This is a genomic window from Vibrio sp. R11-SG3-ISO9, from assembly GCF_059834255.1.
Genome location: NZ_JCBDGU010000027.1, coordinates 48,313 through 65,920 on the forward strand (window position 1 = coordinate 48,313; position 17,608 = coordinate 65,920).

Here is a 17,608-nt window from a genome sequence, read left to right on the forward strand (position 1 = left end):
ACAAAGTTGGATTGAAACGTGAACGCACAAACTAAAAAACAGCCAGTAAAAACGGAACTATTCGCCTCTAAAGCGCCACTAGAGTGGGCCATTGTTAACAACGGTACTCTTTATACCGCTCAAATCCCAATTGATGATACGGGTGCGGTCGTTGAAGGTGGTATTGAAGCTCAAACGCGACAAACTTTTAACAATCTAAAACACACACTGGAGTGCGCAGGAGAGTCATTGGACTCAGTGCTTCAGGTGCTGATCTACGTGACCGACCGTGAATATCTAAAAACAGTTAACGCAATCTATGCGGAGCATTTTGAAGCGCCATACCCAAACCGAGCAGCGATGGTTGTGGCAGGTCTCGCAAGAGAAGAGATGCTAGTGGAATTTGTCGTGTATGCGTCTGCTTCGCCACAAGCATAAGGCATAGCCCTGGGTAAATGAAACGAACACAACTTAATTATTGAATCAATACAGAGCGACCAGACTCAACAGTCGCTAAGACGTGACAAGGATAGAATGATGACTCAACTAAACAATGTTCAAGCAGAAAATGCACTCTATATTGGTGGTGAATGGCAAACAGGCGTCAGTACTGTTTCGAACATCAACCCTTCCGATATTTCAGAAAACCTTGGCGATTTCGCGCAAGCAAGCTCAGAACAAGTACAACAGGCTATCTCGGCAGCAAAACACGCTCAACCGGAATGGGAAAAAACGCCAATCGAGCGCAAGCAAGCTGTTCTACAGGCGATCGGTGATGAGCTGATTGCGCGCTGTGACGAGCTTGGAACGTTACTTTCTCGTGAAGAGGGTAAGCCGTTTGCTGAAGGCCGTGGCGAAATCTATCGTGCAGGTCAGTTCTTCCAGTACTTCGCTGCTGAAGTACTTCGTCAAATTGGTGATAACGCAGCTTCCGTCCGTCCAGGGGTCTCCGTTGAAGTGACTCGTGAAGCCGTTGGCGTTATCGCCATTATCTCTCCTTGGAATTTCCCGACTGCGACTGCAGCTTGGAAAATTGCGCCAGCACTGGCTTTTGGTAATAGCGTTATTTGGAAGCCAGCGAATTTAACGCCAGCGAGTGCGGTTGCATTAACTGAGATCATCCACCGCCAAGGCATTCCAGCGGGTACGTTCAACCTTGTATTGGGCAGCGGTTCAATAGTAGGCGACGCACTGATTCATTCGAAAGATGTAAACGGTGTGAGCTTCACCGGTTCAGTGGATACAGGCCGTAAAGTTGCTGCCGCGACAGCGCCAAACTTCGTCCGTTGCCAATTGGAAATGGGCTCAAAGAATGCGCTGGTTATTGCAGACGATGCCGATATCCAGACGGCGGTTGAAGCAACCATTGCTGGTTCATTCTCAGGTGTAGGTCAGAAATGTACAGCCTCTTCTCGTCTTGTGGTGATGGATAGTATCCACGATCAATACGTTGAAGCACTAATCAAGCGCATGAGCGAACTCAAAGTAGGCCATGCACTTCAGGATGGTATTTTCATGGGCCCTGTAGTTGATGGAAAACAACTTGAAGCGAACTTCGAGTGGATTGAAAAGGCACGTCAAAGTGGCGCGGAGTTGGCCTTCGGTGGAGAGCGCTTAAACCTAGAGCACGAAGGTTACTACATGTCGCCAACGCTTTTCTTGAACACGCAAAACAGCTGGGAGGTAAACCAAGAAGAGGTGTTTGCTCCGATGGCTAGCGTTATTCGCGTAGCAGATTTAGAAGAAGCGATCGCTACGACCAACGATACGCGCTTTGGCCTAACTGGCGGCATCATTACTCAAAGTCTACGTACTAGCGCGATGTTCAAAGAGCAGGCGCAAACCGGGTGTGTGATGGTGAACCTACCAACAGCCGGCACGGATTACCACGTGCCATTTGGCGGACGCAAAGAGTCTAGCTTTGGTCCTCGTGAGCAGGGTCAGTATGCGAAAGAGTTCTACACCGTGGTTAAAACTGCGTATCAGCGTCCTTACTAACGCCTTTGTCACTGAACAAGGACGAAGCCCGAGTGTGGCTCGGGCTGAGTCAAACGTTCGATTTTGAGTTATTCAACAGGAGTGGTTATGTATCAGCAACGAATAGTTATCGATGGATTACAGTACTGCAATTGGGATCGAGAATATTTTCAAACATTGAAAGCCAGCGGCATTACTGCAGTACACGCAACGATTGTCTATCACGAGAACGCGCGTGAAACTCTGACTCGTTTTGCTGAATGGAACCTAAGGTTTGAACAAAACGCTGACCTTATTATGCCAATCCACTCAATGGCGGATGTTGAAAAAGCCAAACAGCTAGGCAAGGTTGGCATCTTCATGGGCGCTCAGAACTGTTCACCAATCGACGATGAAATTGGCTTGATTGAAGTAATGCGCCAGCAAGGACTTTTAATCATGCAGCTCACTTACAACAACCAGAGTCTATTAGCGACTGGTTGTTATGAGCAGCACGATACCGGTGTTACTCGTTTTGGTAAGCAAGCGATTGAAGAGATGAACCGTGTCGGAATGATCATCGACATGTCACACAGCGCCGAGCGCTCAACGCTTGAAGCGATTGACCTTTCTTCGCGTCCCATCTGTATCAGCCATGCTAATCCAACGTTTGCTCACGATGCATTGCGAAACAAATCCAATGAGGTGATCAAAGCGCTAACCGCACGTGGCGGCTTGATTGGTTTTAGCTTATACCCATTCCACTTACCAAACGGCAGCCAATGTACGCTTGAAGATTTTTGCCAAATGGTCGCAAAAACAGCAGACATGGTGGGCGTTGAGCACTTAGGTATCGGTAGCGACTTGTGTTTGAACCAACCTCAATCGGTGCTGGAGTGGATGCGTAATGGTCGCTGGTCAAAGGCGATGGATTACGGAGAGGGCTCTGCTAGCAATTCTGGCTGGCCAGACGCACTGCCATGGTTCTGTGGAAGCACTGGCATGGAAAACATTTATAACGGTTTGATGAGTCACGGCTTTAGTGAAGCCGAGGCTGGAAAAATACTAGGTGAAAACTGGTTTAACTTCTTAAGTGACGGCTTAGAGCCGCTGGCTAAAGAGTAGGACGAAACAAAAGGAAACCTTATACCAGATAGGCCTAAACATGGACTAGCCTGCCCAAGACAACAATAACAGGGCAGGTGTTAAATACACCGCTTGCGGCCATCATTGTTATGACAGCTGCAAAGAAACCTCTGGAGTCAGAGTATGTCTGATTTAACCAATAGCGTGAAACCGAATGGTCTGGAAGCTGCGAGCATGAACGCCTCGTCGAAGAAAGACAAAAAGCAGTCAGATTCGAATACAGCGAACAATACTAAGGACGTAAACAACGACAAATTAGGGTTGAGTAACCCCGCTCTATGGTACAGCGGCGGCTTCATCGCACTGTTTGTTGCCCTAGCGCTTTATGATGGAGAACTCTTATCTAGCCTCGTAAACAGCGGCTTTGCATGGTCAGTGAAAGTCTTTGGCCCATATTGGCAGCTGCTTCTTCTGCTTACTTTTCTTATTGGTCTTGGCTTAGCGGCAGGGCGAACAGGCAAGGTAGTTCTTGGTGGAACAGATAAGCCTGAGATGGATGGCTTCCGCTGGATGGCAATCATCTTTTGTACACTGCTGGCTGGTGGTGGCGTGTTTTGGGCTGCAGCAGAGCCTATCGCGCACTATGTAAGCCCACCGCCTTTGTATGGCGCGCAAGAGAGTGCACAGCAAGGCGCGGTTAATGCACTATCGCAATCCTTTATGCACTGGGGCTTCTTGGCATGGGCGATTGTCGGTAGTTTAACCTCGATTGTGGTGATGCACCTTCATTACGATAAAGGTTTGCCACTGAAACCACGCATCCTACTTTATCCAGTATTGGGTGAGCGAGCACTAAAAGGGCATACTGGGGCACTGATTGACGCTTGTTGTATTGTTGCGGTTGCGGCGGGAACCATCGGTCCAATTGGCTTCTTAGGGTTACAAGTTAGCTACGCATTGAATGCTTTGTTCGAGATACCTGATGGCTTTACAACTCAATTGATCATCATCCTGTTTGCTATTGCTCTATATACGCTGTCTGCTTTGAGTGGCTTAAACCGTGGTATGCAATTGCTGAGTCGTTACAACGTGATTCTTGCGATGGCACTGATGGTCTACATCCTACTGTTTGGTCCAACGAACTTTATCTTCAATGGCTACATCCAAGGCGTTGGTAGCATGCTGGATAACTTCATTCCAATGGCGACCTATCGTGGTGATGAAGGCTGGTTGAGCTGGTGGACGGTGTTCTTCTGGGGCTGGTTCTTAGGCTATGGACCAATGATGGCAATCTTTATTGCCCGTATTTCACGCGGTAGAAACATCCGCCAGATTGTAACGACGATTAGTGTTGTTGCGCCATTGGTAACTTGCTTCTGGTTCACCATCGTAGGTGGCTCTGGTCTAGCGTTTGAAATTGCTGACCCAGGTAGTGTGAGTAAGGCATTCGAAGGATTTAATTTACCGGGCGCACTGCTGGCGGTAACGCAACAGCTACCAATGCCAATGTTGGTGTCAATCTTATTCCTAATTCTAACCACGATCTTCATCGTGACGACAGGTGACTCTATGACGTACACCATCAGTGTTGTGATCAGTGGTGAGACGGAGCCAAATGCCATCATTCGTACATTCTGGGGTGTGGCTATGGGTGTGACGGCATTGATCCTCATCTCATTAGGCTCTGGCGGAATATCTGCACTGCAATCTTTCATTGTCATTACTGCAGTACCAGTTTCGTTGATTCTTTTACCATCACTCTGGAATGCGCCACAAATCGCAATCAAGATGGCAAAAGAGCAAGGTCTATAAACAAAACAACAAGGGTTATAAGTAAAACAACAATTAGGGGCGAAAGGCTCGCCCCAATTCATTCAATAACGTGAAAACTAACCCTCGGCTGGGAACGGTTAGTGATACTAAATAACTATAAAGGTGGTGAGCAAAATGGATGCACATCGTTCAACCTACACTGAATCCGAACTACGTAACGCAGAGAGTGTTATGGCGCCAGAAAGGCTAGGCGCAATGCACCAAACTCGCATCAGCTTTGTAAGAACGCTGATTCGAAAAATGGCACAGCAGCAATGGCAAGTAACTAAGCATGATTGGCAACTGTGTCCGAGAGGCTTTGGTCATGTGATTTACAAATTAGCGACGCCAACGCATGTTTATCACTTGGTTGTCTTCTGTGATGAGATCGCAGATGAAGAGCGTAATGATCGAGTGATCGCTGAAAAGTGGGACGTGACGTTCGCTCTGGTTATTGGTGATGTCGACCAAGCACTTCTTGAACGCCTTCGAGCAAATGTTCCACTGCAGGAAGCGGGCCGTAACCCAAATAATGTTTTGGTTCTAGCGCGTGCCAACAAGAGTGTCCGAGTGTTCGAACATATTGTGAGCCATCTTGCTCAAGGCAAACAGCCAACACCAGCTGAGTTGGCAGAAGTGGGTTACATACTGAGAACCACAGCCGTATACGGCAACGGCAAGTTCGGTATTGCGGATTTCAAAGTCCTAGAAAACAACCCAGACTTTAATCAGTCGTTTAGCGCTCAAATGTGCGCGGTGTATTTATTGCGTGAGTTCAGCTTGGACTGGGTACATTACCTTGCACAGCAAACTGGTGGGGATGCGGCGGTGAAGCTCGACCGAGGCTTACAGAGATACCTTGGTGTTGGTAACGCAACTGGCTTAGGTATGGCTCCGTATCTGATCAATCACCCATGCATTGTTGATCAATGGATGACCACACGTGAATATGCGCTGGCTGATGTGTTGGCACAATCGGTATCACAAGAAAAACTGTATCTACTTGAGCAATTAATAAATAAGGCGATTTGCCATTTGGAGCAGGTGATCACCATCAATGATCATCAACAAGGGTTAAACCAACAGGCCGTCACTGACCTAAAAGAGTTTAACGCGTCGTTGAGTGTAAACCTGGCTAAATGCAGAACATGGCAGCAGCTCGTTGCTCAATCTCAAAGTATGAGTCTCGAAGCTCAAGAAATACTCATTTCCTGCTTGATGGAGCTCTATCCAGACTTAGTGGATGCCCATCAAGACGAGATGAACTGTAACGAGATGCTGTCACTTCCGAGCGGTAAAAAAGTTCAGGATATCTTGGTGCTTCTAGAGGCTAAATATCGCTGGGCGATTAATACAGATTTCACCAAAGCAGAAAACAACTACTGGTTCTGGTATCGCTCACAAGACAAAGAAGAGCCAAGACTCGGTGTACGTGGAGAAGAGCCGGGCGAGGAGCGTGAACTGCCGTTGGATATCGGTCGTCAAGCCTATCGTCTGTATCATGCTTTATTGCAATTCCCACCGGAGTTGTCACTGGCTGAGTTCTTAGTACAGAGCCCGCAATATCGAGCGATTTCAAGACGAGTTTGGTCACTAGGGCAGAGTGCGATGGGTGACATTCAAATGAACGTACTCCACAAATCGTCACTGCCGATGCACTTATTACGCTGTAAGTTAGCGATTTTTGGCGCGACTAAATTTGACCCTCGCTCAGACCGATGGGTTCGCGTGACCTTCTTCCAAGGTGCACCACTATTGGATGAAATACATGAAGATGAGTGGTTATTCCCACTGTTACCAGACCAAACATCTTCATCAATACCGCACAATACTAACGCCGCTAACCATACTGACTTTGAAGGGGATAAGTAATGATGATCGTTTCTCACAATGAACTTGTCGCGGCTGTGAACAAAGCTTTTCTTGGTATGCGTCGCTGTTGCGGTGAAGCGGATGTGGTTGCCAACATGGTGGCCGATTTGCAGATGGCAGGTTTAGACGGCGTGCGTCACTTCAACAACGCAAGCAACTACATTGGACTTGAGTCTGACACGCCAGTGGCTATTTCGGTGACCAGTGATAATACGGTAGAGGTTGACCTGCATAAAAGCAGCGTAGCATGCCATTTACCTGTGATCATGGATTACGCGATTGAAAAAATGGTCGGTAAAAAGGCGCTCAAAATTGAGCTTCTAAACTGTCACAATCGATGGTTGGCATATAGCGAGCTTGTAAAACTTGCTTCAAAGGGTATCGCTTGTACTGCGCGTTGGGCAAATGGATCGAATCCGAAGCGTACCTTATATGTTCTAAACCGAGGTTGTGTTGCACCTGAGCTGTTCCTGTCAGACGAAGTCTCACCTCATGCCGATGATTATCACAATATGACCATTGAGCTGTCGATTCATGACTTTGATGTGGATGAGTTATCTCAAGGGTTTGAGCAACACATAACGTCTTCTTCTCTCACAGAGAGTCAGAGTAATGCTTGGCAAAATGGTATTGAGGTTGGTGAAAAAGAGTGGGGCATATTGAAAGAAACAGCTACAGCGATATTGGTCGAAAACAGCCAACGATCTGTCCAAGGGGCTGGTGAGTTAGAACCGGAAACCATTTAAAACCGCAAGCGACTTCCATTGTTTTCTAGGGACCAATTGGAAATGCTGGTGACGGTGTCACTTATTTTGCCGTGATTAATAACCAAAGAGCTTAATGTCCCCTCTCAGCATTAGGCTCTTTTTCTTTTCTAACAGTATTAAACTTTTCAGCCAAACATTTTTCTGATGAATGTATTGAGGCGTTAACCCCTCCTTAACCCTGCTTACTCTATCTTAGCCGCATCTAAGTGGGAGATAGCACCAATGACGTTTCGATATTCAGTGCTTGCGATAATGTTATCCGGTCTTATGGGTTGTGCGACAACCAGTGAAGCCGACTTTTCAACGCAGGCTACAGAGCAACAAAATGAGTCCATTCAACAGTTACTTAATCGAGTAGAAATAGCTGGTGAAGAGCAGACACAACAAACAACGAACTTAATTACCGATCTCGTTAATGTACCTGAGCTAGAGCAGTATCTGACGACTGCGTTTAGCGCGAACCCAAGCCTTCAGCAGAGCATTGTGGCTCTCAAGATCGCCTATGCCCAAGAGGGGTTGAGTTTTGCTGACCAATTGCCAATGGTTAATGCCAATTTTTCAGGTGAGAAAACAGAAGGTAGTGACGAGAGTTACAACGCTGATGTCACTGTAAGTTGGGAACTAGATCTATGGCAGCGCCTTGCTGATGTGAGCGCGGCATCTAGAAAAGATGTTGCGGCATCTCAGGCTAGCCTCCAAAACGCGACCAACCTTCTTGCTGCAAACATTATGCGTGGTTGGCTAGAGATCAGTGTTAATCAACAGTTGCTGGATATTGAGCAGCGCCGTTTAGCGATTCTTGAAAACAACGAAACATTGGTATTAGACCGCTATCAAGTCGGCTTAGGGACACTTGAGGAGCTCGACAACGCCAAAACCAGCGCTGCTTCTACTCGCGCCACAGTGGCTCAGTATCAAGAAAACCTAGCACAGAGCAAACGAAGCCTGTTGCTGTTAACAGGTGAGTTGAATACTAAGGTTACTGGCGTCAAAATCGCGCAAGCGTTTCCTGATGTTCTCAATCCACTTGAAAATATGTCGGTGCAAAATCTAGCAGGTCGTCCAGATCTTCAACAAGCCTTCTTCAATATTGAAGCCGAGAGTTTGAGAACCGATGCTGCTTATAAAGCGATGCTGCCATCGTTCAGTCTTTCTGCGAGCTTAAAAGACATGGCTGAAACACCAAGTGAAGCTTTGTTTGCCAACCCTTTGTGGAGTGCGTTAGGGCAGGTATCTGCACCGCTATTCCAAGGTGGTCGTCTGAAAACCAATGCCGAGATTGCTGAACTTACAACAGAGCAAAGTTACTGGGCTTACCAAGAAACCTTGCTAACCGCTGTTAACGAGGTGGAAAACGCAATTGGGCAAGAAGGCTCATTGGCGGAGCAACAACAGCACCTCCAAGCGTCGCTATCGAGTGCTAAACGAAGTGTGGTGAGCTACGAAGAGAAATACCGTCAAGGGCTGGTGGATATCTTCGATTTATTGACTGTTCAGCAGCAAGCCTATGACGTCGAGTCTCAACTCACCAATACCACATACCAACGTCTACTTAACCGAATTGATTTAGGCTTAGCACTGGGCCTAGGTGTCGAAAATCTAGGAAACAAAGCATGAAAAACACATTAAAAAAGAATGCAATTACGTTCGCTATTACAGTCGCTGCTGCAGGCTCTATTTTTGCTGTGGTTGCGTACAACGGCAGCCAAATGGCTCAAGCTGCTCAAGCGCAGCCACAAACTAAACTCGATATCACTGGTGAACAACCGTTGGATGCACGTTCCCTTCCACAGATTGCGGTTCAGCTAACGGACGCAGCCAGCTATCGCGCTGAAGTGGTGGGTTATGGTGAAACAAAACCCCGCTACGAGCTTGCTTTTGCCAGTGAAGTGAGCGGTCGTGTTGAGTGGTTGTCTAGTAGTTTTGAAGCAGGCTCTACCGTGAAAGAAGGTGAGCTGCTGGCTAAGGTCGACACAACAACCTACCAACAAGCCCTGACTCAAGCGAAGTCAGATGTTGCAACTGCTACTCAGGAGTTATTAGAAGAGCAAAGGCAAGGCGAACAAGCTCGCTCTGAATGGGAGCGATCTGGTTTAACTGGAGAACCGAGCTCTCCACTTGTGCTTCGCGAACCACAGCTAGCGAGTGCGCAAGCTAAACTAGCGAATGCTAAGCAAGCCTTGGTCAAAGCGCAGCAAGACTTATCGAATACCGAAGTTCGAGCACCATTCGATAGCGTTGTCGTCAGCCGCGATATTCAGCCAGGCAGTTATTTAAATGCGGGCAGCAGCGTTGCGACGCTATACAGCACCGACCGCATTGAAATCGAAATTCCTTTATCAGAACAACAGTGGGCGAACTTGCCAAAAGCAGTGAAAGAAGGCAACCAACAAGGCAATGTCACTTGGAACGCGACCATTACCGACAGCACTGGCGCTTTTGAATGGCAAGCTGAGGTCGAGCGTAGCTATCAATATGTCGCTCAGAACACACGTCAGCGTTCTGTTGTATTGGTTGTCGATAAGCCGCTTGAACAAACTCAGCCACTTTTCCCAGGTACCTTTGTTACTGCGACCATTTCGGGTGCTGAAGTAGAGAACTTATGGCAACTGCCTGCCTCTGCTTTGTCGCAGCAAGGTGACATTTGGACTGTTGATTCACAAGGTATGCTAACTAAGTCACCAGCTGCCACGTTGTTTGAACGTAATGAACATATCTATGTTGAACCCGTTAACAGTGAAAACGCAGCGCAAGTGGTTATGCGTCCATTAAGCAACTTTAAAGTGGGTATGAAGGTCAATCCAACGCTTGCCGAAGAGAGCAATGACATTCAAATGGTTGAACGTAAGTTAGATTCAGCATCAGATCGCACGATGTCAGAGGAGGGCTAATATGAGTTCGTTTCCTTCAACCGACCAGCAATCAGCGTATAAACCTAAAGGCATCATCGCGTGGTTTGCTCAAAACTCAGTAGCGGCAAATCTACTGATGCTGGGCGTTATCATGGTTGGCTTATTCTCGGTTAATAGCTTACGTAAAGAGGCATTCCCAAGCTTAGAACCAGACATCGTCACGGTCTCTGTGACCTACGACAGTGGTGACCCCGTTCAAGCGGAAGAGGGGATAGCCATGAAGATCGAAGAGGCACTTGAGACGGTATCAGGCATTAAGCATATAACGTCGACTTCTGACTCCTCAGGCAGCCACGTTTCTATCGAGAAAGAGACTAACTACGATCTTGATACCTTGCTTGATGACGTGAAAACCAAGGTTGATGCGATCAATAACCTGCCAGCCGAAGCGGACAACCCAGTTATCGACAAAGCGCGAATGCAAGAACACGCGCTGTGGGTTCAACTCTATGGCGATACAGACCGCGCTACCTTGCAGGACCTTGCAGAGCAGCTAAAAGCGGATTTACTGAGTCAAAGTCAGATTCGTGATTTAGAGATTAAGGCTAAGATCGATCCAATGATCTCTGTCGAAGTTAATGAGGCAAAACTGCAAGCTTACAATCTAACGCTGACGGATGTCTCCAACGCAATCAATGCAGAGTCATCAACCAGCATAGCGACGAGCTTACGCAATGGCGATAAAACGGTTCGTCTTAAAGTGTCGGATCAGGCGTACGAACTGCAAGATTTTAGAGCAATCCCTATCTTGAACACCGCCAATGGTGGACAGATCGTACTTGGCGACATTGCTAAAGTCAGTGATGTGTTTGAAGAGGATACCTTCAGCCTGTCTCGTTACAACCAGCAGAACTCGATTGGCATCCAGATTGTAATGGATGAATACAGTGATGTTATCAGCATCGTTGAACAGGCCGAACAAGTCGTTGAAACGTGGAAGTCGAGTAACTTACTGCCAGAGAACGTTGAAATAGAGAGTTGGTACGACAAAAGCACGCTGATTAAAGAACGATTGTCTCTACTAGCGAAAAATGCTCTAACCGGTATCGCCTTAGTATTTATTGTCTTGGCTCTGTTTCTTAACATCCGAGTTGCGTTCTGGGTAGCGGCGAGCCTGCCATTTGTATTCTGTGGCACTCTGTTCTTTATGACCGATTCATTTATGGGTCTCACAATCAATGAGATGACCACATTCGGCTTCATCATGGCACTCGGGATTGTGGTCGATGATGCGGTAGTTGTCGGAGAAAGCATTTACTCGACGCGCAGAGCAGAAGGAGACTCATTAAAGAGCACGATTGTAGGTACACATAAAGTGGCAGCGCCAACCATATTTGGTGTGCTCACTACTGTGGTTGCGTTTGTTTCGATTGCTATGGTTGAAGGCAAAATGGGGCAAATCTATGCTCAGTTTGCGACCGTCGTTGCCATCTGTTTAATGCTCTCTTTGGTCGAATCTAAACTGATCTTGCCGTCTCACTTGGCCCATGTGAATACTCAACGTTCAGACAACAAAGGAATTTGGAATCGAATTCAACAAGGCGCTGATAACGGTTTAGAGTGGGTGAATAACAAGGTTTACAAGCGATTGATTAAACAAGCATTGAACTTCCGATATGCGGTTGTTCTGTGCTTTATTTCGTTATTCATTCTGGTTATTGGGATGCCATTTACCGGTAGCGTACGCGTTGCCTTCTTCCCGGATATTGCTGGTGATACTGTTACCGCTGAAATCAGCATGTATAACGACAGTAGCTTTGGTCAAACGCAAACCAACCTGCTGCAGTTAGAAGCGAATGCTTTGGAAGTGGATAGACAATTACGCGCCATTCATGGTGGTGAGTCGGGCATTTCAAGCGTACAGGTGATTGCAGAGGAAGATAAGTCGGGCAAAGTGACGATTGAATTGGACGGTGAAGCGACCTATGACTCTAACGAATTTGCTGACGTGTGGTTAGCAAACTCTGAAAATATGGAAGGCGTTAAAAAGCTCAAAGTCCTATCAATGATGGAGATGGTAGATGCATTCAAAGCCGAACTGAAAGCCAACGACGAAGAGTTATTGAAAGAAGCAGCGAATAAACTCAAAGCCGAGTTACAAACAGTGGCTGGAGTTAGCGGCATTGACGATAACTTGGACTTGGGTGAACCTCAGTATCGCTTTGAATTGACGGATCAAGGTCGAGCGTTAGGTATGGATACCGCAACGCTAGCACAACAAGTGTTGCAATCATTTGGTGGCGATATTGTTCAGCGTTTTCAGCGCGGCAAAGACGAAGTGAAAGTCCGTGTTCGTTATCCAGAGGAAGATCGTCAAACACTTGCGGATATTGGTGCGTCAAAAGTGAGAACGCCAGATGGTACGGTTGTTCCATTGACGACGGTTGCTAAGGTCTACTCGGACTACCAACAATCTGAAATTACCCGTATCGATAACCAGCGTGCGGTGTACATTACGGCAGTGGTCGATAAAGACCAGGTCGCATCAAATGAGCTTGTCGCTCAGCTGAAAAACAGCATAGTGAAAGAACTCAATGCAGACTATCCGACGGTGAAAATTGACTTTACTGGTGAAGCAGAGCAGCAACAAGAGTCGACTGATTCTATGCAATCGACCTTTGTTTTAGCGCTTATTATGATCTTTGCATTACTGGCTATTCCATTGAAGTCGTACGTGCAGCCATTGATCATCATGGTGGCGATTCCATTCGGTATTGTTGGTGCCATTTTAGGCCACTGGTTGAACGACCTGACGCTGAGTATCTTGTCGCTGAATGGTATCTTGGCATTGAGCGGTGTGGTGGTGAATGACAGCTTACTGTTGGTTTCACGATTCAATGAACTGATCAAAGATAAGTCATTGAGTGTCAAAGAAGCGATTCAACAGGCTTGCACAGGGCGTTTACGAGCGGTGTTGCTGACTTCGGTGACTACTTTCGCAGGTCTGGCGCCACTGTTGAGTGAAACTTCTATACAGGCACAGTTTCTAATTCCAGCAGCAGCGGCTCTTGGTTACGGTATTTTGTTTGCGACTGTTATCACTTTGGTTTTAACACCATCACTGCTGTTGATTCAAAATGATGCCAATACGCTGATTAGCAAGGTAAAACAAAAGCTCTTTAAGAGTGAAAATCAGCTAGAGTTGGCGTAGTACGTTACAATTACATGACGCATATCTAGCCCCACAAGTAAGCTTGTGGGGCTATTCTTAGAATGACGGAGGGATGGGTGAACAATTTGCAACTTCTATTGGTTGAAGATGATCTCGACTTGGCAAAGGCGGTCATCGATTACCTTGAACTTGAAGATATATCATGTGACCACGCAGCCAATGGTTTGTCCGGTTACAATCTCATCGAAACTAACCACTACGATGCGGTCATCCTTGACCTCAACCTGCCTAAACTCAATGGGCTAGAGGTGTGCGAAAAGATACGTTCTCAAGGTATAGATGTTCCAATTCTAATGCTAACCGCCCGTGACACACTCGACGATAAACTCACAGGATTTTCTAAAGGTGCAGACGACTACCTCGTAAAACCTTTTGCTATGGAAGAGTTAATCGTACGCACCCAAGTTTTATCTCGTCGTCGCAGTGGGCAAGTTAATAAGCTGCGCATCGAAGATGTTGAGTTGGATTTTCAAGATAAAAGCGCCACTCGCCAAGGAAAGGCGCTTAAAGTATCGCCAACCGGAATCAAACTTCTAGAATGCTTGATGCGAGAGAGTCCAAATGCTGTATCACGTGAAAAACTGATGCAAGCTGTTTGGGGAGATGAACAGCCAGACAGCAATAGTTTAAAGGTTCACATGTTTAATCTACGAAAAGCAGTTGATGGCAAAAGCGATACCAAGCTTATCCAAACCGTTCCTGGCTACGGTTTTGCGTTTAAGCTTAATGAGGAAGTTTAGATGAAGATCCGCCCGAGTATCAGGCTCTATTTTCTTGTCGCGATGCTATTTGTTGGCAGTGCTACCATTGGTGTGCTCACTATCACCGGCATTCACTACTTCTTTGCGGGTTTAGATACCGCTATGACGGAATTCATGCGTGCACAAGCTACAGAGCTTCCATTGGGTGAAAATGATGCACCAGTCCAGTTTGATGACGTGACGCTAGCGGCTAAGTGGGAAGACTTACCGATAGAGGTTCAGCAAAACCTGAATCCAGAAGAGTTGATCCCGAATGAACTTCTGAAACGGATAGATGGCGTACCCATCATATCTGAGCCTGAAGCCGGTTACTTCGCAATGAAAGTGGTCGTGGATGGAGAAACGCGTTATATCTCTTTGCTGCTCAAACAAATGGATATGAACGATAAGTTTGAAAATGAGCCGCCACCGTTTATCTACATTATTTTTATTGGGCTTGGTGCTATCGTCTTCTTTTTCATCGCATTGATTTTGGTTCAGCGAAAAATAGCCTCGCCAGTGGAAGAGTTAAAGGATTGGGCAAAAGCGCTGGATAAAGAGCAGCTCACTCAACCTGTCCCGAATTTTCACTACAGTGAGTTGAATGCACTCGGGGAGTTGATCAAATCTAGCTTGAGCTCGGTACAAGAGAGCTTGGAGCGAGAGCAACGTTTTCTTGGGTATGCCAGTCATGAGCTGCGAACACCGATTGCGGTTACGCGAACCAATTCTGAGCTGCTGCGCAAAATGATTACTAAGCAGCTTCCTGCAGAGAAACAACTCGAAGTGCTCGACCGGATCGAACGCGCGGGCTTTACCATGACTGACCTTACAGAAACACTACTCTGGTTGAATCGTCAGGAAGGGAAGTCTCTGCCTAGTTACCCAGTCTCGTTAGGAAAGAGTATCCAACAGATAGTCGGCGAGCTTGGTTATTTGCTACAAGGTAAATCAGTGGAAGTGACCACCACCGTTGACCAAACCACGTTGGAATTGCCCGAAGGTTTGTGTCGAATTGTCATTTCAAACCTGATTCGCAACGCTTTTCAGCACACAGAAAATGGCATTGTTGAGATTACCCAAGCAGGTGATACGTTATCTATTGTGAACCGCAATACGGAACCTAAAATTGGGCGAGATGATCTCGGCTTTGGTTTGGGGCTAGAACTGACGCAGCGACTTATCGCTCAATATGGGTGGACTTATCAAACCCAGCAATCGCCTGAAGGTTGGCGAGTTGATGTCACTTTCACTAGTTAACAGGCTGGCTGTAAAAGATTTTTACGAATATTGATGATTTACAGTTTCCTATAGGGTGACTTGCGAGTATCTTGAAGTCTTGAGCTAGGTTAGGCTCAAACTCAAATATAATGATAATTAATCGGTCACAGATAAAGGATACTTGCGTGCAGGCACAATTCATTGATGGAACGACGCTCTACCGTCAACATAACTTTCAGCTTCCACTCGACTACAAGAACCCACAAGGTCAACAAATTCAGGTGTTTGCGCGTGAATTGGTGGATCTCGCAAAAGACAATCAAGAACTACCTTGGCTTGTTTACTTTCAAGGCGGCCCGGGCTTTCCTTCCCCAAGAATGAGTGGCGAATCGGGCTGGGTAAAACGCGCTCTACAACAGTACCGCGTGCTCTTACTAGACCAGCGCGGCACGGGTAATAGCACGGTGATTAGCCATCAAACACTGGCTCACCTTAATCCAGAACAACAAGCTGATTACCTGTCACATTTCCGAGCTGACAACATTGTGCGTGACGCTGAGGCGATTCGTGAACAATTTGGTGTCAAACAGTGGGCGACAATCGGTCAGAGCTTTGGCGGCTTTTGCACGCTGACTTACCTTTCTCTGTTTCCTCAAAGCTTACTGCGTTGTTATGTTACGGGCGGTATTCCATCAATCGAGCGTGAGGCTGACGATGTTTATCGAGCGACTTACAAGCGCGTAGAAGATAAGAATAGAGCCTTCTTCGCTCAGTTCCCGCAAGCACAAACACTGTGTCGTGAGATTGCCGATCATCTTTTAACCAATGAGGTACGTTTGCCGAATGGTCAGATCTTCACAGTTGAGCAGTTCCAGCTAATTGGCATTAATCTCGGTGGTGGTGAGGCGAATCTGCCAATGTACTTCACATTGGAAAACGCCTTTGTTGATGTGGCTGGAGAGAAGCAACTTAGCTACAGCTTTTTAAATCAGATGCAACAAGAGCAGGCTTATCTCACTAATCCTATTTATGCGATTTTGCATGAGTCGATCTACTGCCAAGGCACGGCATCGCAATGGTCAGCGCACCGAGTTCGCGATGAATATCCGCACTTTAACTACCAAACAGGTGATGCGTTCTGGTTTACGGGCGAAATGGTTTACCCTTGGATGTTTGACCAATTAGAGACCCTAAAACCGTTAAAGCAAGCTGCTGAATTATTAGCTGACAAGTCAGACTGGGTTCGCTTATATGAACCGAAACAGCTTAGCGAAAACAGAGTGCCGATGGCGTGTGCAGTGTATGCCGATGATATGTACGTTGAGCTTGATTACAGCCGCGAAACTCTGGCTAAGATCCAAAATTCAAAAGCGTGGATCACCAATGAATACGAGCACAATGGGATCAGAGCAGACGGTGAACGCATTCTAGATAAGTTAATGACAATGGTTGAGTCGATAGAGAATCTACCAAAGTAACTTGCAGCTGTTTAATGGCTTGTTAGTTGCTTAAAGGTTTCTTCTCAGACAACGAAAAAACGCTGCTAAATTTAGCAGCGTTTTTTTAATTCCGTTAGGGGGAAAAGGGGGTTGGGGAAAGTCGGCGTTTGTTGTTCTTAATTTTAAATAGATTATTCGCCAAGTAGCTGACAAGCCGACTGTACAGCGTTGTCGATGTCAGTTAATTTTCCGGCACCAGCAGGGCCTAAAACACGAGTATAAAGTGCAGTTTGTTGTTCGAACGTCAGACCTAATTGGTTGTAAAGATCTTGACGAATTTGAGCGAATTCTTGCGGCTCTGCATTCGATAGCCCTTCAAGGGTGTTGTAAATGAGAGTGGATTTATCCATAAACTGTCCTTAGTACATCTGTTAAAAATGAAAGCATTATGCACTCTGTGTAGTATTGTTTCTGGGATTCCGATCGCAATATGTGTTAATTAATCGTTATCTTTAGTGATTGATCTCTAATGAATAATGACTCAATAATGTAAAAAAGAGACCTTGAGCAGGTCTCTTTTGCCAGGGCGTGTTGATCTTTTGAGCTGGTTTAGGTGCTGACCTTGCTTTCCCTTCTTGATTGATTAACCTTA

At 46.5% G+C, this 17,608-nt stretch carries 12 protein-coding genes and 1 pseudogene; 12 read left to right on the forward strand and 1 reads right to left on the reverse strand.

What is annotated here, in order from left to right; translation table 11 throughout:
* The first annotated feature begins 18 nt into the window (after positions 1-18).
* The 12 genes and pseudogenes from AC6R05_RS08425 (at position 19) to AC6R05_RS08480 (ending at position 16,995) form a co-directional block, all read left to right on the forward strand.
* Positions 19-417: a RidA family protein gene (locus AC6R05_RS08425; protein ID WP_032552394.1), complete on the forward strand. Its 399-nt coding sequence runs from the start codon at positions 19-21 to the stop codon at positions 415-417.
* Between the two features lie 99 nt (positions 418-516).
* Complete coding sequence (locus AC6R05_RS08430) at positions 517-1,977, forward strand: aldehyde dehydrogenase family protein (protein ID WP_500647133.1); 1,461 nt, start codon at positions 517-519, stop codon at positions 1,975-1,977.
* Positions 1,978-2,064: 87 nt separating this feature from the next.
* Positions 2,065-3,060, forward strand: a complete 996-nt coding sequence (locus tag AC6R05_RS08435; RefSeq protein ID WP_032552396.1) for a membrane dipeptidase — start codon at positions 2,065-2,067, stop codon at positions 3,058-3,060.
* A 267-nt stretch (positions 3,061-3,327) separates the two neighbouring features.
* Positions 3,328-4,833: pseudogene (locus AC6R05_RS08440) on the forward strand (BCCT family transporter); the annotation flags it as partial.
* A gap of 135 nt (positions 4,834-4,968) precedes the next feature.
* Positions 4,969-6,705, forward strand: coding sequence for a hypothetical protein (locus tag AC6R05_RS08445; RefSeq protein ID WP_500647134.1), 1,737 nt, complete (start codon positions 4,969-4,971; stop codon positions 6,703-6,705).
* 2 nt (positions 6,706-6,707) lie between these two features.
* Positions 6,708-7,451 carry a DUF3726 domain-containing protein gene (locus AC6R05_RS08450; RefSeq protein ID WP_500647141.1) on the forward strand — a complete coding sequence of 248 codons (744 nt, stop codon included), beginning with the start codon at positions 6,708-6,710 and terminating at the stop codon, positions 7,449-7,451.
* 243 nt (positions 7,452-7,694) lie between these two features.
* Entirely contained in the window at positions 7,695-9,089 is a 1,395-nt protein-coding gene (locus tag AC6R05_RS08455; RefSeq protein ID WP_500647135.1) for a TolC family protein, read from the forward strand.
* Positions 9,086-10,363 carry an efflux RND transporter periplasmic adaptor subunit gene (locus tag AC6R05_RS08460; RefSeq protein ID WP_500647136.1) on the forward strand — a complete coding sequence of 426 codons (1,278 nt, stop codon included), beginning with the start codon at positions 9,086-9,088 and terminating at the stop codon, positions 10,361-10,363. The genes AC6R05_RS08455 and AC6R05_RS08460 overlap by 4 nt, the downstream gene beginning before the upstream one ends.
* Position 10,364: 1 nt before the next feature.
* The gene (locus AC6R05_RS08465) at positions 10,365-13,535 is read left to right on the forward strand and encodes an efflux RND transporter permease subunit (protein ID WP_500647137.1); all 3,171 of its coding nucleotides are present in this window, start codon (positions 10,365-10,367) and stop codon (positions 13,533-13,535) included.
* Between the two features lie 62 nt (positions 13,536-13,597).
* Positions 13,598-14,296, forward strand: a complete 699-nt coding sequence (locus AC6R05_RS08470) for a response regulator transcription factor (RefSeq protein ID WP_500647138.1) — start codon at positions 13,598-13,600, stop codon at positions 14,294-14,296.
* Positions 14,297-15,556: a sensor histidine kinase gene (locus AC6R05_RS08475; RefSeq protein WP_500647139.1), complete on the forward strand. Its 1,260-nt coding sequence runs from the start codon at positions 14,297-14,299 to the stop codon at positions 15,554-15,556.
* 146 nt (positions 15,557-15,702) lie between these two features.
* Positions 15,703-16,995, forward strand: coding sequence for an alpha/beta fold hydrolase (locus tag AC6R05_RS08480; RefSeq protein WP_500647140.1), 1,293 nt, complete (start codon positions 15,703-15,705; stop codon positions 16,993-16,995).
* Between the two features lie 152 nt (positions 16,996-17,147).
* Here AC6R05_RS08480 and AC6R05_RS08485 read toward each other — a convergent pair whose 3' ends face one another.
* Complete coding sequence (locus tag AC6R05_RS08485; RefSeq protein ID WP_032552405.1) at positions 17,148-17,366, reverse strand: PAS factor family protein; 219 nt, start codon at positions 17,364-17,366, stop codon at positions 17,148-17,150.
* Between the last annotated feature and the right edge of the window lie 242 nt (positions 17,367-17,608).